Genomic DNA, 19,591 nt, shown 5'->3' with positions numbered 1-19,591 from the left:
GTTCGCGCACTTGCCACCGCGCCCGTCCAGCAGATCGCTTGAGTGCTGCAAACTGCGTTCGAGTGACGGCATGCGGTCGAAGCAGTCGTTGAAAGTCTTCGCCCGGGTAATGATCGGCCCCGGAGCGATCTATCGCTGCTCAACTTAGGCGTTTGCGGATGCGCAGTAGGTGTCTGTGGGTTTTCTGTGCGACGCGCGCCAGATAGCTCACCCCGTCAACAACTCCACATACCCCTGGTAGCTGTAAATCCGGTTGGTCCGCTGACCGGTCAGCTCCTTCACGACGCCCAGTTCTTCCAGCAGCGCCACAGCTGCATTGGCCGTGGGGAAGGTGGTGTCCAGCTTGTCCTTCACCTGCGCCACGGTAAAGCGGGGCATCAGGGGCAGCAGCTCGAACAGGCGGTAGCTCGCCGGTGCGGCACGCGGGCTGGCCAGCAGGCGCCGGCGGTCGGCCGCCACCAGGGTTGCCACGGCAATGACGTTGCGCTCGGCCTCCTGGGCGGCCGCTTCCACACCTTCAAGAAAGAAGGCCGTCCAGCCCTCCCAGTCGCCCCCGGTGCGGACGGCGGAGAGCCGCCGGTAATACTCCGCCTGGTGTTGCTTGAGGTAGCCGCTCAGGTACAGCAAGGGCTCGGGCAACAGGCCCCAGTGTTCCAGCAGCGCGCCTATCAGCAGCCGCCCCAGGCGCCCGTTGCCATCCAGAAAGGGGTGGATGGTCTCAAACTGGGCATGCACCAGCGCCGTCTTGACCAGCGGCGGCATCCGCGGCGCGTCGGCATGGATGAAGCGCTCCAGGTCGGCCAGCAGCGGCGCCACCTGCTCGGGCGGCGGTGGCACAAACACGGCGTTGCCGGGGCGGGTGCCGCCGATCCAGTTTTGCGAGCGGCGCAGCTCGCCGGGCTGCTTGCCCGCCCCGCGCACGCCGCGCATCAGCAGCCGATGCGCCTCGCACAGCAGCCGCACACTGAGCGCCAGCCCCTTGGGCGAGCGCAGCTGTTGCTGCACATGGCGGAACGCCCGCACGTAGTTGGTGACCTCTTGCACGTCGTCCGCGTTGGCCACCTTGAGCCCCGCCTCGTCGTCAAAGATGTCTTCCAGCGTGGCCTGCGTGCCTTCAATCTGCGAGGTGAGCAATGCCTCTTTGCGCACCGCGCCGTGCAGCAGCCAGTCCACCGACGGCACCAGCCCCGACACGCCAGACAGCCGCGCCAGCGCGAGTTCGGCATTGCGGTTGGCACCGGCCAGTGCATCCAGCGCCAGCACGGGCCGGGCCGGCGGCAACGGATGCGGCACAAACGCGCGCACCGCCTCGCCGGCGGTGCTGGTTTTGACGAAGGTTCCGGTGCTGCGCGGCATGAAAGCAGGCTTGAATGTCTGGGCCTTTGATTAAAGCATACCTTAATCACGGCAAGTGACATTCAAGCCTGGCGACATCAACTGCGCCGCACGCTCACGCAGCCCCCTGCACCACCCCGCCCGCCCGCACAAACTTCCCCGCCCCCAGGTGGTGAATGGTCTGCAGCTCGGTGTTGTCATCGCGAAAGTCCCACCGCCCATTGGCAAAGATGCGCGCGTCGGCCGCGGCGGCCACCACTTCGGCAAAGCAGGTGTCGTAGGCGTCTTCGGTGTGGCGCTCGGGGATCAGGCGGCATTCCAGCCAGGCGGCGCAGCCTTGCTCCATCACCGGCACGTCCAGCACGGGGCCGGGCTGGGTCTCGATGTTGTGGCGGGCCAGCTTGTCTTCGTCGCGCCCGCTGGTCGTGCCCACGGCGTAGGTCAGGCCGGCCAGCGCGGCGCCAGGCAGGCAGATGCCAAAGGCGCCGCTGGCGGCGATGAGCTCGCGCGTGTAGGTGCTTTTGTCAATGACGATGGCAATGCGCGGCGGGGTGAACTCCACCGGCATGGACCAGGCCGCCGCCATGATGTTGCGGCGCCCGCCGTGCGCGCTGGTCACCAGCACGGTGGGGCCGTGGTTGATGAGGCGGCTGGCGTGGTTGAGGGCCACGGGGGTGAAGTGGCTTGTGGTGGGGCTGGTCATGGCGCAGTTGCCTTTCGGGTTCCGGACGCGGCGCGCAGCTTCTGGCGCAGCTCATCCAGCCGTGCACGCGCAATGTGCTGTTCCGCATCGTCAAGGAAGCGGGTGCTTTGCATGCGCAGCGCCACGGTGGGCAGCGCCAGGATATTGGCGCGTGCACCCGCCAGCACCCAGCGCAGGTCACGCGGCTCGCCGCGCGCCAGCTTGGACACGGCCGCGTCATGCGGCTCCAGAAAATGCGCCACCACGCCCTTGCGCGCAAGCGGGATGAGCCTGGCCTGCCACTGGTCGGGCAAGGTGGGCAGATGGGGGTTGACCGGGTCGAGGTAGATGCCGTGTGTCACGTGCCAGGGGCTGCCCTCGCCCAGCGCGGCCTGCAGGTCCAGCGCGCGGCCGGGGTCGGCCTGGGTGTAGCAGTCGGCATCTATCGACACGGTCATGTCTGAAGGGATGGCCGCCACGTCTGACATGCCCAGTACAGACAGGCTGCCCATGACAACATAGTCTTTGTGGCCGCACAGTTTTTTGGCTTCGGCCAGCAGCGCAAACAGGGCGTCGATGTTCATCGCAACGCACCGCCATATGCAGGCATTTGCAGCAAAGCCGCAAAGGGGGAGTTTTGCCGCATGGCCGTGCCCCAGCCGTCGGCGTCTGAGCACATGCGCTCCACCAACTCGGCCACAGGCAGCGCCAGCCACTCGGCCCAGCGGTCAATGTAGTCCTGGCTGCACAGGCGCTGTGCGGCCCAGCGCTTCACCTCACGCTGGGCGGCAGCCAGCAAGGGCTTCTGGCGGTCTTTGTGCGCCAGCAGGGCGATGCCGATGCGCTGGTGCGCCATGAGCCGACCCTGCTCCACGCGCTGCTGCTCGTCACGCGCGCGGCGGCGTTCGTCCAGTTGAGGCGCATGGTCCAGCCACTGGGGGGGCACCAGCGCCGCCACCAGCTTGCCGTGCCGCTCAATGCCCACCGGTGCCGTGGCGGCACGCTCCAGCACGTGGCCGAAGTTCTGTTTGGCGGCGGAAGCGGTCACTTTGTCCATTAAGCCTATTTTAGACAAATATTAAATTTTGTCTAAAATTGCCTTCGCAGGCGCTACGTGGGTCTTACTCGTCCAAACCACCCAACAGGTCGCTCAGGCTCTTGCCACCCCCCTCCGGCGCCGCAACCTGCTTCATCGGCGTGCCCTTGGGGTATTCCTCGGCAATGCGGTCTTCCCAATAGGTGGTGGGGTTGGGCGCGCTGCACAGGCGGCGGTACACCTCGGCCGGCACCTGCTTGTAGGCCTGGATGGTCTTGCTGTCCCAGTGCAGGAACGGCTACAGGCCCGCGCCAACCCAGAGGCCTGAGGCGATGAACACCGCTCCAATGACCCGCTCGAAGCGCCAGTTGGGGGAGATGAGCTTTTCGCCAAGAACAAGAAGCATGAAAAGCCCCATCCAGGTCAGGCTCATCGCACCGACGACGAACATGACCGCCATCAGCGCCCAGCAGCAGCCCACGCAATAGCCGCCGTGCTGTAGCCCCAGCACGAAAGCGCCCAGGGCGCCGTCGCGCCACTTGGCCAGAAAAAAGGCCAGCGGCGTGCGGCACCTGGCCAGGCAGGCGTTCTTCAGTGGTGTCCATTGATAGGCACCCGCGGCCAGCAGGATGGTGGCACTCAGCATGGTGCTGGTGCTGCGGGCCATGGGGTCGAGCAGCAGGGCACGGGTCAGCGCCCATTGCATGAGCGCGGCAGGTGCTGCAAAGGCGATCCACATGGCCGCGTAACCGGTCACATACAGGGTGGTTGTGCGGTTGCCTCCCTGCGGGCCGCGCCGCACCGCCACAGCAGAGAACACAGATGCCGAAGGCGCCACCGCAGGCAACATCATCGCCACCATCATCACCGCCCACATGCCAAAGGCTGTTGCCAGGCTGGCAAGGCCACCACCACCCATGGCCATGCCGGCATGGGCCCGCGCGCCATCGCGCATGGCTGGCATGCTGTCGCTCATGGCGCCATTCATGGCGCCGAGAGAGTACCAGCTGATCACGACGATCGCCGCCATGCCGAGCCATACCGGCGCGCGGCGCAAGCGGCTGGCGCCGGTCATCCACTCCAGGGCGGCGCGCACCCCGGTCACTCCGACTGATAGGCGAAGGGAGACATCAGGCCGCTGCGGCCGGAGAACTTCCAGTCCCACCCGAAATCAGCGTAAGTGAAGCGGCTGGATCGCGCCACCGTGGCTGCCTTCCCCGGCGCAAGGCAAAGGGGGTGCCCCTGCACGGTGGGCGGATTCCCCCCTTGGCCTTCGATCCCCTGGATTTCAGTGTCAGCGATGCTCGGAATGGACAGGCTGCTCTTGCGGCCATCCGCGTGGTATTGCATGGGCACGCTCTTGGCGCCCGCCATCTCGCCGATAAATGAGGCCAGCACCGCCGGGTGGCCGCCCGCCTTGCCCCCGAAGATCGCATGCAACGCTTCGCTTTGCGCCGCGCTCGCCTTGTCATCGAAATAGGCAGCCACCCGCCATTTGGTTGCCACCATGGTCCCCGGGGCGTGCACGGCAAGCGCCACGTTCAGCCCGTCGAGTGTTGTATCGGCGTACGATCCTTTGTCGATGTGCCAGGCGACGAGCGCCGTGCACTCTCCCTGCGTGGGCGGGCTGGTGAAGATGCATGGGCAGGCGGCTTCGCAGTTGCAGGCTTCGAAATAGGTGCCATTGAGGTTCCACTGGGTCATGACTTTGCTCCTTGGGCTGATGAGGAATCCGGAAATTGACGACGCGCCGGAAGCACCGGAAATGTCGATGTGCCCATAATCAAGGCCAGGCGTTTGCATTGGCGTTTGAATCACAGTTGAAGTCGGGGCCTATGGACCCGATCGCGGCAGCCCCAGCCCCGGCGTTCCAGGCGCCGGCCCACCTCCTTTCAACAAGGCCATGGCAATACACGCGCCCCCGCTCCTGCTCCGCCTTCTGGGCCACGTCGCCCTTGAGTGCGGCGGCGCGCCTCGCGCCCTGCCAAGGTCTCGCAAGACGCGCGCCCTGCTCGCCTACCTCGCCATGGAGGCGCGACCGGTGCGCCGCGAGGTGTTGTGTGAACTGCTGTGGGAATCGGCTGCTGATCCGCGCGCCGCCCTGCGCTGGAGCCTTAGCCAGTTGCGGCCCCTGCTGACCACGCCACGCGGCCAGGCGCTGCATGCCGACGCGCACTCGGTGGCACTCACGCCGGCGCTGCTTGCCGTGGACGCACTTGAGGCCAAGGCACTGCTCGACCAGCCTGGCATCAACGCCACCGATGCGGAACTGACCGCCATGGAAGAAGCACTCGCCGCAGGCTACCCGCGCGACCTGGGCCTGGTGGACAGCAACGGCTACCAGCTGTGGATTGATGGCGAGCGTGAGACGCTGCGGCGCGTGCATCGGCGGGTGCTTGACGAGCAGATCGCCCGCGCGGCCAACCCCGATCTGGCCCTGGCAACGGCACGCAAGCGCGTGGCGCTGGACCCGCTGGATACGGGGGCCAACACGCAGTTGCTTGCCCGGTCAGTGGAAGTGGACGGTCACGCCCGGGCGCGCGACGCCCTTGAGGGCATGCGCGCACGCTATCGCGCCGAAGGCGTTTCGGACCATGCCCTGGTGGCGGGCTGGCGTGGCCTTGACCCTGGCACGGCACTCGAACTGCCCGACAAGCCTTCGGTTGCCGTGCTCGGATTCGCCGATCTGGGCGGCCACGAAGGCGGGGCGGTGCTGGCCGAGGGCCTGGCCGCCGACCTGACGCTTGCACTGGGGCGCCTGCGCGGCTTGTTTGTGACAGCACGCGCATCCGCGGCGCGCCTCTCGGCCCAGTCCGCGGATCTGCCGCTCGTGGCCCGCATGCTGGGTGTGCGCTACCTGGTGCACGGCACGACACAACGGCTGGACCGTCGCGTGCGGGTCACGGTCACGTTGGCCGATGCCACGCGAAACGACGTCCTCTGGAACGAGCATTTTGACCGGCCACTGGGCGACCTTTTTTCGGTGCAGGACGACGTATCAGCCGCCATTGCTTCGGTCATCGAGCCCGAGATCGAGCGTGCAGAGGCCGAGCGGGCGCGGCTGAAACCCACCGGGGACCTCACCGCCTGGGAGTGCTACCACCGCGCGATGTGGCACTGCTTTCATTTCACGGCACTCCACACCGAGCAGGCCCACGCGCTGTTGCTGCGGGCCCTGTCTCTGGACCAGGGGTTCGCCCGCGCACACGCGGGCCTCTCGTTCACGCATTACTCACGCGCGTTTCTCAATGCCGTGCCCGCACCCGATGCCCAGATCAGCATGGCGCTGCAGCATGGGCGGCAAAGCGTTGAACTTGATCCCCGCGACGCCATGGGGCATTGGACGCTTGGCCGGGCGCACTTTCTCGCCCGCGACCATGATCAGGCCATCCAGTCAGTGGAAAGGTCGCTCGCCTTCAACCCTAACTTTGCGCAGGGGCACTACGCGCTTGGCTTCATCAGCGCACACGCTGGCCTGCCGTTGCAGGCGCTGCCTGCGCTGGCCGCCGCCCAGCGGCTGAGCCCGTACGACCCGCTCCTGTTTGCCATGGAGGGTTCCCGCGCCATATCGCTGGCCATCGAGGGCAAGCATGACGAGGCAGTCGCCTGGAGCGTGCGTGCCACGAGCGAACCCCATGCCCATTTCCACATGCAGGCGATCGCCGCCGCGTGCCTGGCACTCGCCCAGCGCAGGGACGAGGCCCGGATTTACGCGCAGCGCGCCTGCCGCTTGCACCCCGGCTATTCGATTGGTGTGTTCGAGCGCAGCTTCCCGCACAAGTTTGCTCAACACCGAGAACTGCTGGCTCAGGCCTTGCGCAGCGCAGGCGTTCCTGACGAATCACCGTGACCCCCGGTGGCCTGGGTTTCCGCCACGCGCGCCACGGCCCGCACCGCATCGCCCACCCGGATGGCGCCGCCGGTAAGGACGCGCGCGGTCATGCCGCCGTGGCCGCGCATGGCGGCGTAGCCCCCGGGGCCAACCTCTTCTTCCATGCGCGAGCAGGGCGCGCAGGGCCCCATGATCTCCAGCACCGCATCGCCCACCTGCACGTGGGCCGTTCGCAGCGCCAGCAGGTTGATGCCCGACACCACGATGTTGCGGCGCAGGCGCACTGGGTCAACAGCCGGCACGCCAGCCAGGCCTGCCAGCCGGGCGATCACCGGCAGATGCTCGGCCTGGATCAGCGTGACCTGGCGCGTGGACAGCTCGGCCTCGCCCTTCTTGCCCAGCCGGTCATCGGCCAAACCGATTCTGGCCAGCGCCACGGTCTGCGTGATGAGGCGGGCCGGCTCACGCGGCGCGCCGCGCACGATGAGCGCCTCCACCCGGTCCTGCACATGGGGCGGCTGGTTCAGGTCGCGGATGGTCTTCATGGCCGGCAGTTTAGGCCAGCGCTTCCACCCGCAGGCGCACGGGCTCGCGGCCGGTGCCGCCTGCACCGGGCCGCCGCGCCAGCTCGCTCACGGCGGCGGCCATGCGCCATTCCTCGGTCTCTTGCGTGAGCAGCGCCAGGGCCTCAGGCGTTTGCGTCTGCCGGTCTGGCGCAATGCCATGCGCCGCCAGCACCTGCAGGGCGTCATCTGCCGAACCGGCCTGGGTTAGCGGCACGCGCAGGTACTGGCGCAGGCGCAGCGCCTGCAGCGGTTCCATGGCGCGCGGCGGCTGGGCCTCGTGGTGAAAGCCCAGCGCGGGCACGCTGGCGGGCGAGCCGCCGCAGCGCAGGGCCCGGGCGATGTCCACCAGGTCGGCCACCACGGCCGAGGCCGTTTCGCGCGAGCCGGCCCCGGCGCCGCAGTACAGCGTCGCACCGGCGGCATTGCCCTTGACCAGGATGCCGTTCATGCTGCCGTCCACGCGCGCCAGCAGCGTATCCGCAGGCACCAGCGCCGGGTGCACCCGCAGCTGCAGCTGTTCGCCCTGGCGGCGCGCCACCGCGAGCAGCTTGATGGTGTGGCCCAGCTGCGCCGCGTGCGCAAAATCCGCGGCCTGCAGCGCGCGGATGCCTTCCACGTGCACGTCGTGAAAGCGCGGCGCTCCGCCAAAAGCCATGGCGGCCAGCAAGCTGAGTTTGTGGGCGGCGTCACCCCCGTCCACGTCCAGCGCCGGGTCAGCCTCGGCATAGCCCAGGGCCTGGGCCTCGCCCAGCGCCTGTGCATAGCCACGGCCCTGGTCGCGCATCTGGGTCAGCACAAAGTTGCTGGTGCCGTTGACAATGCCGGCCAGCCATTCGATCTCATTGCCCGCCAGCCCCTCGCGCAGCGCCTTGACGATGGGGATGCTCACCGCCACCGCGCCCTCAAAGCACACCGACACGCCCCGCGCCCGTGCCGCGGCAAAGATCTGCTCGCCATGCAGGGCCAGCAGCGCCTTGTTGGCGGTGACCACATGCTTGCCATGCGCAATGGCGGCCAGCACGCAGTCGCGCGCCACGCCGGTCCCGCCCATGGTTTCCACCACCACGTCGATGTCGGGGTGGCGCACCACCTGCATCGGGTCGTCCAGCACGACCGCGCCTTGCTCCCGTGCCGCGCGGGCGCGCGCCGGCGTGCGGGTGGCCACCATGGCCAGGTCAATGGCGCAGCCGGCGCGGGCGGTGATGGTGGCGCGGTTGTCGGCCAGCACGGCCTGCGTGCCCGAGCCAACCACGCCAAAACCGAGCAGCCCGACGCGAAGCGGCTGGCACTGTTGAAGAGGGGGGGTCATGTGTTTTCTCCGTGGGAGCCATTGCGGCCCGGAGAAAACTTGCAACCCCGGCCGTTCTGGCGGGGTTGGGTGGAAATGCGTCTACAAAACCTGCACGCTCACCACCTCGCCCCACAAGGGCGTGGTAATCATGGTGATCATGGCAATGGAGTGGGTGGAGCGCACGCGGCGAGTATAGCGGGGCTCAGCGCACGTCGCCGGGCGTCATGGTCAGGCGCAGGGTGTAGCTGCCGCTGATCACGCCCGGGGCCGCGCCAGCGGCCTGCAGCGCGGCGGCCGACAGCTCGCCGGCTTGCAGCGCATGCAGTGCCTGCGCCTCATAGCCCGTGACCAGCAGGATCCAGTCGGCCGCGCGGTCGGCATGGCCGCGGATGGCCTGCTCGGTGGTGGGGGCGATGGCCGGGGTGTCGGTCTGCAGCAGCAGCGCGCCGGTCAGGCCGGGCTGCGCGGGCAGGGCCTGCACCAGGCCGCCCAGGTGCGCGCGCAGCCGCTCCTGCGCGCCCTCGGCCGGTGACAGGCGCAGCGTGAGCGCATGGCCCGCCACGGCGCCGCCACTGCGCGCCAGCAGGCGGCACTGGCTGCGCACCATGTGGCGGTGGTGCGGCATCATCTTGCGCGACCATTCGCTGGGGGCGTTCAGGCGCGCCTGGTATTCGGGCGACACCAGGGCCTCATAGGTGGCCAGCTCATACAGCACAAAAAAGCCCTCGCCGCCCGCGGCGTCGGCCCAGCGCGCGGCGCGCTGGAAGCCGGGCAGCGACAGGCGCTCTGGGAAATGCTCGTGCGAATGCCAGTGCTCGAACTCATTGCGCATGGCGGGGGCCATGTCCCACCACATGGCCAGGGCGGCTTGTGCCGTCATCGGGGGGCTCCTTCAGCTTGTTGCGCCCAGGCCGGCAGTGGCCGGGGCAGGTGCAGCACGTCATCGGCCAGCCACAGGGCACTGCGCCTGGCGCGCTGGGCCACGGTGTCCAGCGGCAGCTGCTGGTAGTCGTCATTGAACACTTCAAAACTGTAGTCGCCCGCATAGCCCAGGGCCTGCAGGCGCAGCACCAGATCAGCCAGCGCCTCGCTGTGCACGCCTTCACCGGGGAACACCCTGAAGGTGCGCGCGGTGGTCATGCGCTCTTCAAAGGTGGGGGTTTCGTTCCACATGAAGTCCGACAGCTGCACAAGAAAGATGCGGGCCGGGTCCAGCTCGCCAATGGCGTCCAGCGGCGTGTTGGCGGCAAAGATGTGGAACGAATCCAGCCCCAGACCCAGGTTGGGGCAGTCGGCGCGGCTCACCACGTCCCAGGCGGTGGTGAACTCGTTGATGGTGCGGCCCCACGACAGGCCCTCATACGCCACGCGGATGCCCAGCGGCAGCGCCAGCATGGCCAGCTTGCGCAGGTCGCGGGCAATGTCGTCAAAGTCCTGCGAGGCGTGGCGCGAGGTGGATGAACACGCCAGCAGAACGCGGGAGCCCAGGGCCTCGCACATCTGCAGCATGCTGCGGGCCATGTCCACCTTGTAGCCGTGCAGGTGGCCCGACAGGCCCTCAAAGTCGCGCAGCACCTGGAAACCCGTGGCGCGCAGGCCGCTGGCGCGCACGGCCGCCACGGCCGCCTTCACGCCGCCGGGGTGGCCCACCACATCGCGCGCGCCCAGCATGACCTGGCCAAAACCGGCGGCGCACATGGCGTCCAGCCGCGCCTCCAGCGGGCCGGCCAGCGTGATGGTGTCCATGCCAAAGTCGGCGATGCGTCGGTCCATGGTGCGCTCCTTCACCCCTGGGCGTGCACCAGCTCAAACGCCACCGAGCCCAGCTGCGTGAGCGTGAGCGCGCCGCGGTCGTCAGGGTGCAATTGCGCGGAATCGACAAACTGCACGCCGCGTGCCCGCAGCGCCGCCACGGCGGCGGGCACATCAGGCGCGCCAATGCCGATGCGCTGCAGGCTTTCGCGGCCGTCGTCCACGTCGGGGCTGCCGGGCTCGATCAGCTGCCACATGAACTGCCCGCAGGGACTGCGCATGAGTTTGCCGGCGGGCATGACGCCAAAGCGCTGGTGATCGGGGATCTCGCTGAAGCCGAACAGGTGTGCGTAAAACGCCATCCAGTCGGCGCCGCGCGCCAACCCGATGTACTGCACCACGCCAAAGTAGCCGGTGCCAGCCACCGCGGGCGGCTGGGGTTGCACTGTGGGGATGGGCAGAAAGTCAATGTCGTAGATGGAAAAGTCGCGGTAGCGGTCCACAAAGAAGTAGTGCGAACCGCCCGGGCCCTGGATGCCGGGGATGTTCAGCTCCATGGCCTGGGCATGGTTGGGCGCCTCCCACGCGCCCAGCTCCAGGCAGCGGGCCTGGGCCGCACGCGCGTCACGCACGCGGAAGGCCACGGCCGAAATCACCGGTTGGCTGCCTTCGCTGGCGCCCGTGGCGGTAGCCAGGGTGGCGCTCACGCGCGCGTCGTCGGGGTGGGCATTGACCACCAGGTTCATGCCGCCCTGGCGGTACAGCGTGACTTCACGCGAGCGGTGCCTGGCCACCGGCATGAAGCCCAGGGTCTCCAGCACCTGCCCCAGCGCCTGGGGGCGCAGCGTGGCGTATTCAATGAACTCGATGCCGTCCAGGCCCAGCGGGTTGGGCGGTTGGGGCAATGCTTCGCGGTCGATGGTCATGGGTGCCCTCCTTGCGAATGTTCAAGTGCCGGCCAGCAGCCGCTGAAAGTGCTGGGCCATGCGCGCGGCGTCGGCCTTGCGCCCGGTGAACAGCTCAAACGCGCCCACCGCCTGGCCCACGGCCATGGTGCCGCCATCCACCGTGAGGCAACCGCGCGCGCGCGCGGTGGCGAGCAGCTCGGTCTGCAGCGGGAAGTAAACCACTTCAGACACCCACATCGGCGGCTTGAGCAGCGTGGCCTGGATGGGCATGCCGGGCAGCTTGGCCATGCCCGTGGGCGTGGCATGGATCAGGCCGGTGGCGCCCTGCACGGCGCGCGCGGCGTCGCCCTGCACCTCGGCGCGCGGGCCGTAGCGTGCGTTGAGCGCATCGGCCAGGGCCTGCGACCGCGCGGCGTCGGTGTCCACAATGCGCAGGCGCTGCGCTCCCAGGCGCAGCACGGCGTGCGCAATGGCCGAGCCGGCGCCGCCCGCACCCAGCAGCACCACGCAAGCCAGGTCGGCCGCGGGCAGCGCGCGTGTAAAGCCCCAGGCCCAGCCGGACCCATCGGTGTTGTGGCCCACCAACTGCCCGTCGCGCACCACCACGGTGTTGACCGCGCCCATGGCAGCGGCCTCGTCAGACAGCTCGTCCAGCAGCGGAATGACCGCCTGCTTGCAGGGGTAGGTGATGTTGAGGCCGGCAAAGCCCATGATGCGGGCCGAGTTGAGGAGCGAGGGCAGCACGCCCGGCAATTGCGCCAGCGCGCCGGGCGACTGGTCCAGGTCAATCAGCTGGTAGTGCAGGCGCAGGCCGTGGTGCCGGGCTTCTTCTTCCTGCATGGCCGGCGTGAGCGAGCGCTGGATGCCCGCGCCGATCAGGCCCAGCAGCAGCTTGCCTTCAATCTGCGGCATGGCAATCAGCCCGAATACCCCGCCAATCTCGGCAGTACCAAGACAAACGAGGGCCAGACGGTCACAAGCGCCAGCGCGCCGAGCATCACCAGCAGGAACGGAAACGCCTCGCGCACCAGCACCCCCAGCGACACATTGGCGATCTTGGTCATCATGAACAGCAGCAGGCCATAGGGCGGCGTGACCAGGCCGATCATGATGTTGAGCACCGCCATCACGCCAAAGTGCACCGGGTCGATGCCCAGCGCCGTGGCCGTGGGCAGCAGCACCGGCAGGATGATGAGGATGATGGTGGAGCCCTCCAGAAAGGCCCCCAGCACCAGCAGGATCACGTTGACCAGCAGCAAGAAGGCCATGGGCGAGAGCTGCAGGCCCTTGAGCATGACGCTGAGCGTGGCCGGGATGTTCTCGGACGTGATGACGTAGTTGAACACCAGCGCGCCGGCAATCAGCATGCCGATGGAGATGCTCATGCGCGCACTGGACAGCAGCGCGTCATACAGGTCGCCCCAGCCCATGCTGCGGTACAGCCCGGCCGAGATCAGCAGCGCATAGGCGGCGGCCACACCCGCCGCTTCAGTGGGCGTGGTGATGCCGCTGTACAGGCAGCCCAGCAGGATGACCGGCAACATGAGCGCGGGAAAGGCCTCGCGCGTGATGCGCGGCATCTCGCGCAGCGGCACGGGCGCCTCCACCGGAAAGCCGCGGCGCTTGGCCAGGTAATAGATCAGCCCCATCTGCACCGCGCCCAGCAGCAGGCCCGGCAACACGCCGCCAATGAACAGGTAGCCAATGGACGTTCCCGACACCAGCGCATACAGCACCAGCGGGATGGACGGCGGCAGGATGGGCCCGATCACGGCCGACACCGCGCTGAGCGCCGCCGCAAAGCCCGGCGTGTACTTGCCGTCGCGCGTCATCATGGCCTGCATGATCTTGCCCGAGCCCGCCGCGTCGGCCAGGGCCGAGCCCGACATGCTGGCAAACACAATGCTCTGCAGCACATTGACCTGCGCCAGGCCGCCCGGAAAGCGCCCGACGATGGCATTGCAAAAGCGCAGCAGCCGGTCCAGGATGCTGCCGCTGCTCATGATGGTGGCCGCCAGGATGAACAGCGGAATGGCCAGCAGCAAAAAGCTCGAATAGGTGCCGTTGAGCAACTGCTCGGCGGCGGCGCCCATGTCCATGCCCTTGGCATACAGGTACAGCACGGAGCCGCCGATCATGGCGTGACCAATGGGCACGCCCAGCAGGCTGAGCGCCACGATGGCGTACAGCGCCAGCGAAAAAGGACTGGTGAAGTTCACGGTGCGGTTCAGGAAAGGGGGGGCTCGCCGGCCACGGGCGCCGGGCCGCGAACCAGCCGGCGCAGGCAGCGCGCGATCACCGCCACGGCAAACACGATGTAGATGGAATACAGCCAGTCCAGCCGGATGTTGAGGTAGGAGCTTTTCTCGACCTTCATGAAGGTCACATAAGACCACGACGCGGGCAGCGACATGCCAAACAGCACGATCACGCTGACCGCGCCCATGGCGCCCACCACGCGGCGCCACGTGCGCCCGCCGCGGTCGGCGATGAAGTCGATGCGGATTTCTTCGTCATCCTTCAGCACAAAGGCCGCGCCCCAGAGCACCAGCCACAGCCAGCAGGCCAGCGACAGCTCGGTGGTCCAGCCCACGGGCGAGTTGAAGACATAGCGCATGACGATCTGCACCATGAACGAGACGAAGATCGCCGCCAGCAGCAGCACGGCCACCGCTTCAGCAAAGCGATGGAGGAATCCGGGGATGCCACGGAACCGGCTTTGCCGGGCCGTAGGCATTGCCCCCTCGAGGGGGTCGCGCAAAGCGCGTCGGGGGGGAGTCACTTCAGCGCGTTGATCTTGTCGAGCATGCCGGCCGGCCAGTTCCTGGCGTCGTCCGAAGCCAGGTACATCTTCTGCGCATGTTCGCGGAAGGCATTGATGTTGGGCGTGTACACATCCAGCCCGGCCTTGCGGAAGGTCTCGGCCAGCTCGGCCTCGCGCTTGGTGTGCTCGGCGGCGCTCCAGGCAATGGCCTTGTCGGCGGCGGCCTGGAAAGCCTTCTGCTTGGCCGGGCTCATGCTGTTCCAGGTCTTCATGTTGACCGTGAGCAGGTCATAGGCCACCAGGTGCGAGGTGAGCACGATCTCGCCCATCACTTCATAGAACTTCATGTTCTGCACGTTGGGCAGCGGGTTGTCCTGGCCGTCGATGGCGCCGGTCTGCAGGCCGGTGTAGGTCTCGGCATAGGCCATGGGCGTGGGGTTGGCGCCCAGCGACTTGCCCAGCATCTGCCAGGTGTCGCCCGGGGGCATGCGCAGCTTGACGCCAGCCAGGTCGGCGGGCACGTTGATCTTCTTCTTGCCTTTCAGGCCCACGTGGCGCGTGCCGAAGAAGGTGGGGCCCAGGATCTTGACCTTGAGCTGGTCCTCGACCATCTTCTTCATCTGCGTGCCCAGGTCGCTGGCAAAGAAGTGCGTGAGGTGGGTGGCGTCGCGGAACAGGTAGGCCGAGGTCAGCAGCGACCAGGCCGGCACCTGCTTGGCGATGTCCTGCGGCGCGATGTTGCCCATCTCCAGGTTGTCGCGCTGCAGGGCCACCAGCTCGGTGCCCTGGCGGAACAGCGTGGAGTTGAGGAACAGCTCGACCTTGAAGTCGGCCTTCACGTCGTCGGCAAACATCTTCATCATCTCGGCGCGGATGTCCTTGTCCGAGAACACGGCGGCAAAGCGCAGCGTGGGCTGGGCCTGGGCCCAGGCGGGCAGCGTGGCGCCGGCGGCCAGCGCGGCGCCGGTGCGCAGCAAGGAGCGGCGGTCAAGGGATGCGTTCATGGTGTTGTCTCCTGTCATGTGATGGATGAAAAAACGGAATCGGTCAGGCGGCCTGGGCCACCGGTGGCACCACGCGCTGCGCCAGGCGCTGGGCCAGTGCGCGCAGGGCCATCTCGTAGCCAAACACGCCAAAGCCGCAGATCACGCCGGTGGCGGCCAGCGACACCAGCGACTTCTGGTACAGCTCGTCGCGCCGGTGGATGTTGGTCACGTGCACTTCGGCAATGGGCTGCTCCAGCGTCTTGAGCGCGTCGAGCAGCGGGATGGAGCGAAACGACAGGCCGGCCGGGTTGATGACCACGGCGGCCGCTTCGGTGCGCGCCTCCTGCACCCAGTCGACCATCACGCCCTCGTGGTTGGTCTGGCGGAACTCGCAGCGCAGGCCCAGCTCGGCGGCCACGCGGCGGCACAGCTGCTCCACCTGCGCCAGCGTGGTGCTGCCATACAGGTGGGGCTCGCGCACGCCCAGCAGGTTGAGGTTGGGGCCGTTGAGGATGTAGACGGTGTCGCTCATGGCGCCGATTCTTCGGCCGGGCTGGAAACGCCTTTCTGAATTGGAAACTCGTTTCATAATGCAGCAAATGAGCATTGCCCTTGACCGTGGCCTGTCCGTGCTGGAGCACCTTGCGCAGCACCCGCAGGGCCTGCCGCTCACGCTGATCGCGTCGGAGCTGAACATTCCGCTGAGCGCCTGCCACCGGCTGCTGGCCGAGCTGCAGCGGCGCGACTACGTGCGCCAGGCGCGCCAGCAGGGCGACTACGTGCTGACCACCAAGGTGGTGTCGCTGGGCCTGGGCTTTCTGAGCAGCGCGGGCATTGTGGACATTGCCGAGCCCCTGCTGGAGCGGCTGGCCGACACCTCGGGCGAGCTGGTGCGCCTGTCGATCGTGGACGAGGACCGCCTGACCTGGGTCGCCAAGTCGCAGGGCCTGCGCCAGGCCGGCCAGCGCTACGACCCCGACATGGGCATGGACGTGCGCCTGTCTTGCACCTCGTCCGGCCATGCCTGGCTGATGACCATGACAGACGAGCGTGCGCTGGCCCTGGTGTCACGCCAGGGCTTTGGCACACCGGCCGAATACGGCCCCAACGCGCCCACCACCATCAAGGGCCTGCTGGGCTTCCTGCATGCGGCGCGGGTGCGTGGCTACGCGATGATCGACGAGGTGTTTGCCCCGGGCATGGCCGCCATGGCGGCGCCGGTGCTGCGGCGCCAGGTGGTCATTGGCATCCTCAGCATTGCCGGCCCGCGCACCCGGCTGAGCGTGGAGCGCATGCATGCGCTGGCGCCCGCGCTGCTGGCCGCCGCGGCCGAGCTGGGGCCGGGCAGCAGTGCCTCCAGCCTGTTCGGGCGGCCGCCGCTGGGCAAGGGCTGACCCACCTGAGCGCTGCATCCGGCCTGGCTTGCTACGTTTTATGTAGCACACAGTGGCCGCCAGTCCTGGACTCCAGCCACTTTTGACTCATAAACGATGGATTGGTGACGCTTTTTGGCTCTGCGCGGGGCGCGAGCTGGCCACTGCTAAAGTCTTTTGATGCCCGAAGCCCCTTCTCCCATCCGCCCGCCCGTGCCCGTGGGCCACCGCTTTTCACGCGAACACCGGTTCACGCCCGAGCAGGTGATGGCCTTTTCCACCGCGGCTGGCGACACCAACCCGATCCACCACGACGCGGCACTGGCGGCCGGCACCCGCTTTGGCGGGCTGATCGCCAGCGGCACGCATTCGGCGGCGCTGCTGCTGGGCCTGACGGCCTCGCATTTTTCAGAGGGGACCACCGTGGTGGGCCTGGGATTCACGGTGAGCTTTCTGCGCGGTGTGCCGGCCGACGCCACGGTGGTGTCCGAGTGGACCGTGACGGCGGCGCGGCCCCACAAGGGCGGGCCGGCGCAAATGGTGGAGCTGACCGGCGAGATGCGCGACGCGGGCCCCGCGGCCACGGTCTATGTCACGGCCACGGGCCAGTTGCTGGTGGGCGCGCCGCTCTGAAGCCCGCCGGGCTGCCGGCCTATTTCGCCGCCGGCAGGCGCCCCAGCAGTTTTTCCAGCGCCATGCCCGTGGCAAGCAGATGCCTGTCACTGCCAGCCGGGCCATCCAGCTCCAGACCGATGGGCAGCTTGCTCGTCGCGCCCAGGCCCATGGGCAGCTGCACACCGGGAATGCCGGCATTGCTGCCCGGGTCGGTGTTCTGGATGAACAGGCCGAAGTTCTCCACGCTGCTGGCTTCGGGCGTGGCCGGCAGGGCCGTGCGCGGCACGGTGGGGAAGACCAGCGCATCGAGCCGGTGCGCGGCAAAGGTGTCGGCATAGAGCTTGATCAGCGCGGGGCGCTGCACCGTCATGGCCGCCTGGTAGATGGGGGCGGCGTCCACGAGGCCCGTGGGCGCGGGCAGCTTGCGCGGGATCACCAGCGCGTCGAACGTGCCCTTGACGTCGGGGCTGGCAATGGCGGCGGCCATCTGCTGGAGGCTCACGCCGGTGTTGTAGCGCGCGAGGTAGGCCACCAGGTCGTCATGCGCCTCGTACAGCGCCACCGGGAAACCCACGCTGCCATTGATTTCCATGAGCCGGGGCATGTCGACTGGCACCAGCGTCACCCCCGCGGCCTTGAGTTTGGCGAGCGCGGCCTCCCAGGCGCCGCGGGTGTCCGCGTCCAGGTGGGCCAGAAAGGCTGCGTTCACGCCCAGCCGCAGGGTCTTGGGGTCGGCTGCGGTGGTGACGGGGGCCCCCGTCACCACGCGGTCCAGCAGCTCCACGTCGGCCATGGCCACGGCCATGGGGCCGGCCGTGTCGCGGGTGTGCGAGATGGGCACCATGCCGGCCTGGGCCCAGCGCCCCACGGTGGGCCGCAGCGAGGCGCAGCCATTGAGCGCGCACGGGATGCGCACCGAGCCCCCCGTGTCGGTGCCCAGCGCGGCGGGCGCCATGCGCGCGCCGATGGCCGCCGCCGAGCCCGCCGAGGAACCGCCGGCCATTTTGCTGGCGTCATAGGCATTGCGCACCCCGGGCTGCGGGCCGGTGTTGTAGGCCGGGTTGTAGCCCGAGATGCCAAACGCCAGCTCGTGCAGGTTGGTCTTGCCCAGAACGATGGCGCCCGCGTCACGCAGCTTCTGGAGCACGGGCGCATCGGCCGCCGGCACGAAGTTCTTCAGCGCCGGCGTGCCGGCAGTGGCGGGCAGGCCCCGGGCCTGGATGTTGTCCTTGACCACGATGGGCACCCCCTGCAACGGCAGGCAAGCGGCCCCGCTCGCGCGCCGCTGGTCGGCCTGGCGGGCGGCGGCCAGGGCCCCCGTTTCGTCCAGCGTGACAAAGGCGTTGAGCTCGGGGCGCGAACGGGCCCGCGCCACATAGGCCTGCACCAGCGCCTCGCTGGTGAAGCGCCCGGCGCACAGCGCCGCGGCAGCTTCGCTGGCAGTCAGGTGGTCAATGTCGGGCGCGCCCTGAAGGGCGCCGGGCGTGCTGCAGGCCGTGAGGGCCAGGGCAGCGGACAGGGCCAGAGGAACAGGCAAAAGGCGATGCATGGCAGCTCCAGGGTGCTTGAACAGGCCTGCATGGTCGCCTTTGCCGGGCCGCTTGTCTGTCATCAGGATAGATGACACCGGTTGACCGGTGCCGGCCTTGGCACTAGCCTTGCGTCTGCACGGGAATCCCCCCGCACCGAGACCGCCATGCATCTTTCATCCACCGAGCAACGGGCGCTGGCCACCTGCTTTGCGCTGCTGGCCCAGGACCTGAATGAGCGCGAGATCCGCGAACACATTGGCCGCGCTGCGCTGGAGCTGTTTCATGCGGACCACTTCGCCTCGTATGTGTGGAATGCGTCCGCGGGCTGCTTTGATGACGGGGTGTCGATCAACATGGACCCGGCCAATCTGGAACGCTACGACGCCTGGTACCAGTACCGCGACCCGATCACCTTTGTGCTGCAGTCGCGCCGCCATGCCACGCTGGTGAGCGAGGTGATGCCGCGCGGCGCCTTCCTCAAGACCGAGTTCTTCAACGACTTCCTGGCCCGCGACGGCCTGCACTGGGGCATCAACCTGCATGCCTTCGACGGCGACGATGCGCTGGGCGACCTGCGCATCTGGCGCGGCCGCGGCCGCGGCGAATTTGACGCGCGCGACCGCCAGTTGCTCAACATGATCGAGCCGGCCTTCGCCGCCGCGTTAAGGCGTGCGCGGCCCCGGCCATCCGCCGCCGGCTTGCCGCCGGGGCCCACGCAGCGCGGGCTGGAGGCCTTGAGCCCGCGCGAACGCGAAGTGGCGCGCTGCGTGTGCCGCGGCCTGACCGACAAGGAGATCGCCCGCGAACTCGGCCTGGCCCTGCCCAGCGTGCGGACCTACCTGCAACGCCTGTTCGACAAGCTGGGCGTTCACCGCCGGGCCGCGATCGCGCAGGCGGCCATGCAGCTGCACTGAACCGG

22 protein-coding genes are annotated in these 19,591 nt (G+C 68.2%); 4 read left to right on the top strand and 18 right to left on the bottom strand.

Translation table 11 applies throughout. The features are described 5' to 3' along the window. Nucleotides 1-207: 207 nt before the first annotated feature. The 7 genes from KF796_04985 to KF796_04955 all read right to left on the bottom strand — a co-directional run bounded on the left by KF796_04985 (nucleotide 208) and on the right by KF796_04955 (nucleotide 4,757). Nucleotides 208-1,356 carry a Fic family protein gene (locus KF796_04985; protein ID MBX3585979.1) on the bottom strand — a complete coding sequence of 383 codons (1,149 nt, stop codon included), beginning with the start codon at nucleotides 1,354-1,356 and terminating at the stop codon, nucleotides 208-210. Nucleotides 1,357-1,450: 94 nt separating this feature from the next. Next, a complete protein-coding gene (locus KF796_04980; protein MBX3585978.1) occupies nucleotides 1,451-2,038 on the bottom strand; it encodes a flavin reductase family protein in 588 nt (195 codons plus the stop codon). After that, nucleotides 2,035-2,601, bottom strand: coding sequence for a hypothetical protein (locus KF796_04975; GenBank protein ID MBX3585977.1), 567 nt, complete (start codon nucleotides 2,599-2,601; stop codon nucleotides 2,035-2,037). The genes KF796_04980 and KF796_04975 overlap by 4 nt, the downstream gene beginning before the upstream one ends. Continuing rightward, entirely contained in the window at nucleotides 2,598-3,074 is a 477-nt protein-coding gene (locus KF796_04970) for a type II toxin-antitoxin system Phd/YefM family antitoxin (protein MBX3585976.1), read from the bottom strand. Before KF796_04970 ends, KF796_04975 begins: the two co-directional genes overlap by 4 nt. 64 nt (nucleotides 3,075-3,138) lie before the next feature. Next, nucleotides 3,139-3,306, bottom strand: a complete 168-nt coding sequence (locus KF796_04965) for a hypothetical protein (GenBank protein MBX3585975.1) — start codon at nucleotides 3,304-3,306, stop codon at nucleotides 3,139-3,141. Nucleotides 3,307-3,351: 45 nt separating this feature from the next. After that, a complete protein-coding gene (locus KF796_04960; GenBank protein MBX3585974.1) occupies nucleotides 3,352-4,149 on the bottom strand; it encodes a DUF2182 domain-containing protein in 798 nt (265 codons plus the stop codon). A gap of 5 nt (nucleotides 4,150-4,154) precedes the next feature. Next, nucleotides 4,155-4,757 (bottom strand): DUF1326 domain-containing protein, encoded by a 603-nt coding sequence (locus KF796_04955; GenBank protein MBX3585973.1) that lies wholly within the window; start codon nucleotides 4,755-4,757, stop codon nucleotides 4,155-4,157. A 199-nt stretch (nucleotides 4,758-4,956) separates the two neighbouring features. On the opposite strand from KF796_04955, the gene KF796_04950 reads away from it, so the two are divergent. Continuing rightward, entirely contained in the window at nucleotides 4,957-6,903 is a 1,947-nt protein-coding gene (locus tag KF796_04950; GenBank protein ID MBX3585972.1) for a hypothetical protein, read from the top strand. Here the strand turns inward: KF796_04950 and KF796_04945 are convergent. The 10 genes from KF796_04945 to KF796_04900 form a co-directional block, all read right to left on the bottom strand. After that, the gene (locus KF796_04945) at nucleotides 6,861-7,430 is read right to left on the bottom strand and encodes an MOSC domain-containing protein (protein ID MBX3585971.1); all 570 of its coding nucleotides are present in this window, start codon (nucleotides 7,428-7,430) and stop codon (nucleotides 6,861-6,863) included. The two genes, KF796_04950 and KF796_04945, sit on opposite strands and share 43 nt — an antisense overlap. Nucleotides 7,431-7,440: 10 nt before the next feature. Next, nucleotides 7,441-8,760: a homoserine dehydrogenase gene (locus KF796_04940; protein MBX3585970.1), complete on the bottom strand. Its 1,320-nt coding sequence runs from the start codon at nucleotides 8,758-8,760 to the stop codon at nucleotides 7,441-7,443. A 184-nt stretch (nucleotides 8,761-8,944) separates the two neighbouring features. After that, nucleotides 8,945-9,622: a hypothetical protein gene (locus KF796_04935; protein ID MBX3585969.1), complete on the bottom strand. Its 678-nt coding sequence runs from the start codon at nucleotides 9,620-9,622 to the stop codon at nucleotides 8,945-8,947. Further along, nucleotides 9,619-10,515, bottom strand: coding sequence for a sugar phosphate isomerase/epimerase (locus KF796_04930; protein ID MBX3585968.1), 897 nt, complete (start codon nucleotides 10,513-10,515; stop codon nucleotides 9,619-9,621). The genes KF796_04935 and KF796_04930 overlap by 4 nt, the downstream gene beginning before the upstream one ends. Before the next feature lie 11 nt (nucleotides 10,516-10,526). After that, entirely contained in the window at nucleotides 10,527-11,420 is an 894-nt protein-coding gene (locus KF796_04925) for a 4-hydroxyphenylpyruvate dioxygenase (protein MBX3585967.1), read from the bottom strand. A 21-nt stretch (nucleotides 11,421-11,441) separates the two neighbouring features. Continuing rightward, on the bottom strand, nucleotides 11,442-12,314 hold the full coding sequence (locus KF796_04920) for a shikimate dehydrogenase (protein ID MBX3585966.1): 873 nt from the start codon (nucleotides 12,312-12,314) through the stop codon (nucleotides 11,442-11,444). A 5-nt stretch (nucleotides 12,315-12,319) separates the two neighbouring features. Beyond that, nucleotides 12,320-13,621 (bottom strand): TRAP transporter large permease, encoded by a 1,302-nt coding sequence (locus KF796_04915; GenBank protein MBX3585965.1) that lies wholly within the window; start codon nucleotides 13,619-13,621, stop codon nucleotides 12,320-12,322. Nucleotides 13,622-13,629: 8 nt separating this feature from the next. After that, nucleotides 13,630-14,139 carry a TRAP transporter small permease gene (locus tag KF796_04910; GenBank protein MBX3585964.1) on the bottom strand — a complete coding sequence of 170 codons (510 nt, stop codon included), beginning with the start codon at nucleotides 14,137-14,139 and terminating at the stop codon, nucleotides 13,630-13,632. A gap of 41 nt (nucleotides 14,140-14,180) precedes the next feature. Further along, nucleotides 14,181-15,170: a TRAP transporter substrate-binding protein DctP gene (dctP, locus tag KF796_04905; GenBank protein MBX3585963.1), complete on the bottom strand. Its 990-nt coding sequence runs from the start codon at nucleotides 15,168-15,170 to the stop codon at nucleotides 14,181-14,183. A gap of 43 nt (nucleotides 15,171-15,213) precedes the next feature. Beyond that, nucleotides 15,214-15,684, bottom strand: coding sequence for a 3-dehydroquinate dehydratase (locus tag KF796_04900; protein MBX3585962.1), 471 nt, complete (start codon nucleotides 15,682-15,684; stop codon nucleotides 15,214-15,216). A gap of 67 nt (nucleotides 15,685-15,751) precedes the next feature. On the opposite strand from KF796_04900, the gene KF796_04895 reads away from it, so the two are divergent. Beyond that, a complete protein-coding gene (locus KF796_04895) occupies nucleotides 15,752-16,546 on the top strand; it encodes an IclR family transcriptional regulator (protein ID MBX3585961.1) in 795 nt (264 codons plus the stop codon). A gap of 159 nt (nucleotides 16,547-16,705) precedes the next feature. Beyond that, complete coding sequence (locus tag KF796_04890; protein ID MBX3585960.1) at nucleotides 16,706-17,158, top strand: MaoC family dehydratase; 453 nt, start codon at nucleotides 16,706-16,708, stop codon at nucleotides 17,156-17,158. A gap of 19 nt (nucleotides 17,159-17,177) precedes the next feature. On the opposite strand, the gene iaaH is transcribed toward KF796_04890, so the two are convergent. Continuing rightward, nucleotides 17,178-18,689: an indoleacetamide hydrolase gene (iaaH, locus tag KF796_04885; GenBank protein ID MBX3585959.1), complete on the bottom strand. Its 1,512-nt coding sequence runs from the start codon at nucleotides 18,687-18,689 to the stop codon at nucleotides 17,178-17,180. A 147-nt stretch (nucleotides 18,690-18,836) separates the two neighbouring features. On the opposite strand from iaaH, the gene KF796_04880 reads away from it, so the two are divergent. After that, nucleotides 18,837-19,586 carry a helix-turn-helix transcriptional regulator gene (locus KF796_04880; protein ID MBX3585958.1) on the top strand — a complete coding sequence of 250 codons (750 nt, stop codon included), beginning with the start codon at nucleotides 18,837-18,839 and terminating at the stop codon, nucleotides 19,584-19,586. The last annotated feature ends 5 nt before the right edge of the window (nucleotides 19,587-19,591 follow it).

Source organism: Ramlibacter sp. (genome assembly GCA_019635435.1).
Lineage (GTDB): Bacteria > Pseudomonadota > Gammaproteobacteria > Burkholderiales > Burkholderiaceae_C > JAHBZM01.
The sequence above is the reverse complement of the archived record's forward strand: the minus strand, read 5'-3'. Positions and strand labels throughout refer to the sequence as shown.

Bases quoted from the DNA above. Each gene is read 5' to 3' on its own strand.
- KF796_04985 (MBX3585979.1), bottom strand. From the start codon at position 1,356: ATGCCGCGCAGCACCGGAACCTTCGTCAAAACCAGCACCGCCGGCGAG.
- KF796_04980 (MBX3585978.1), bottom strand. From the start codon at position 2,038: ATGACCAGCCCCACCACAAGCCACTTCACCCCCGTGGCCCTCAACCAC.
- KF796_04975 (MBX3585977.1), bottom strand. From the start codon at position 2,601: ATGAACATCGACGCCCTGTTTGCGCTGCTGGCCGAAGCCAAAAAACTG.
- KF796_04970 (MBX3585976.1), bottom strand. From the start codon at position 3,074: ATGGACAAAGTGACCGCTTCCGCCGCCAAACAGAACTTCGGCCACGTG.
- KF796_04955 (MBX3585973.1), bottom strand. From the start codon at position 4,757: ATGACCCAGTGGAACCTCAATGGCACCTATTTCGAAGCCTGCAACTGC.
- KF796_04950 (MBX3585972.1), top strand. From the start codon at position 4,957: ATGGCAATACACGCGCCCCCGCTCCTGCTCCGCCTTCTGGGCCACGTC.
- KF796_04945 (MBX3585971.1), bottom strand. From the start codon at position 7,430: ATGAAGACCATCCGCGACCTGAACCAGCCGCCCCATGTGCAGGACCGG.
- KF796_04940 (MBX3585970.1), bottom strand. From the start codon at position 8,760: ATGACCCCCCCTCTTCAACAGTGCCAGCCGCTTCGCGTCGGGCTGCTC.
- KF796_04935 (MBX3585969.1), bottom strand. From the start codon at position 9,622: ATGACGGCACAAGCCGCCCTGGCCATGTGGTGGGACATGGCCCCCGCC.
- KF796_04930 (MBX3585968.1), bottom strand. From the start codon at position 10,515: ATGGACCGACGCATCGCCGACTTTGGCATGGACACCATCACGCTGGCC.
- KF796_04925 (MBX3585967.1), bottom strand. From the start codon at position 11,420: ATGACCATCGACCGCGAAGCATTGCCCCAACCGCCCAACCCGCTGGGC.
- KF796_04920 (MBX3585966.1), bottom strand. From the start codon at position 12,314: ATGCCGCAGATTGAAGGCAAGCTGCTGCTGGGCCTGATCGGCGCGGGC.
- KF796_04910 (MBX3585964.1), bottom strand. From the start codon at position 14,139: ATGCCTACGGCCCGGCAAAGCCGGTTCCGTGGCATCCCCGGATTCCTC.
- dctP (MBX3585963.1), bottom strand. From the start codon at position 15,170: ATGAACGCATCCCTTGACCGCCGCTCCTTGCTGCGCACCGGCGCCGCG.
- KF796_04900 (MBX3585962.1), bottom strand. From the start codon at position 15,684: ATGAGCGACACCGTCTACATCCTCAACGGCCCCAACCTCAACCTGCTG.
- KF796_04895 (MBX3585961.1), top strand. From the start codon at position 15,752: ATGAGCATTGCCCTTGACCGTGGCCTGTCCGTGCTGGAGCACCTTGCG.
- KF796_04890 (MBX3585960.1), top strand. From the start codon at position 16,706: ATGCCCGAAGCCCCTTCTCCCATCCGCCCGCCCGTGCCCGTGGGCCAC.
- iaaH (MBX3585959.1), bottom strand. From the start codon at position 18,689: ATGCATCGCCTTTTGCCTGTTCCTCTGGCCCTGTCCGCTGCCCTGGCC.
- KF796_04880 (MBX3585958.1), top strand. From the start codon at position 18,837: ATGCATCTTTCATCCACCGAGCAACGGGCGCTGGCCACCTGCTTTGCG.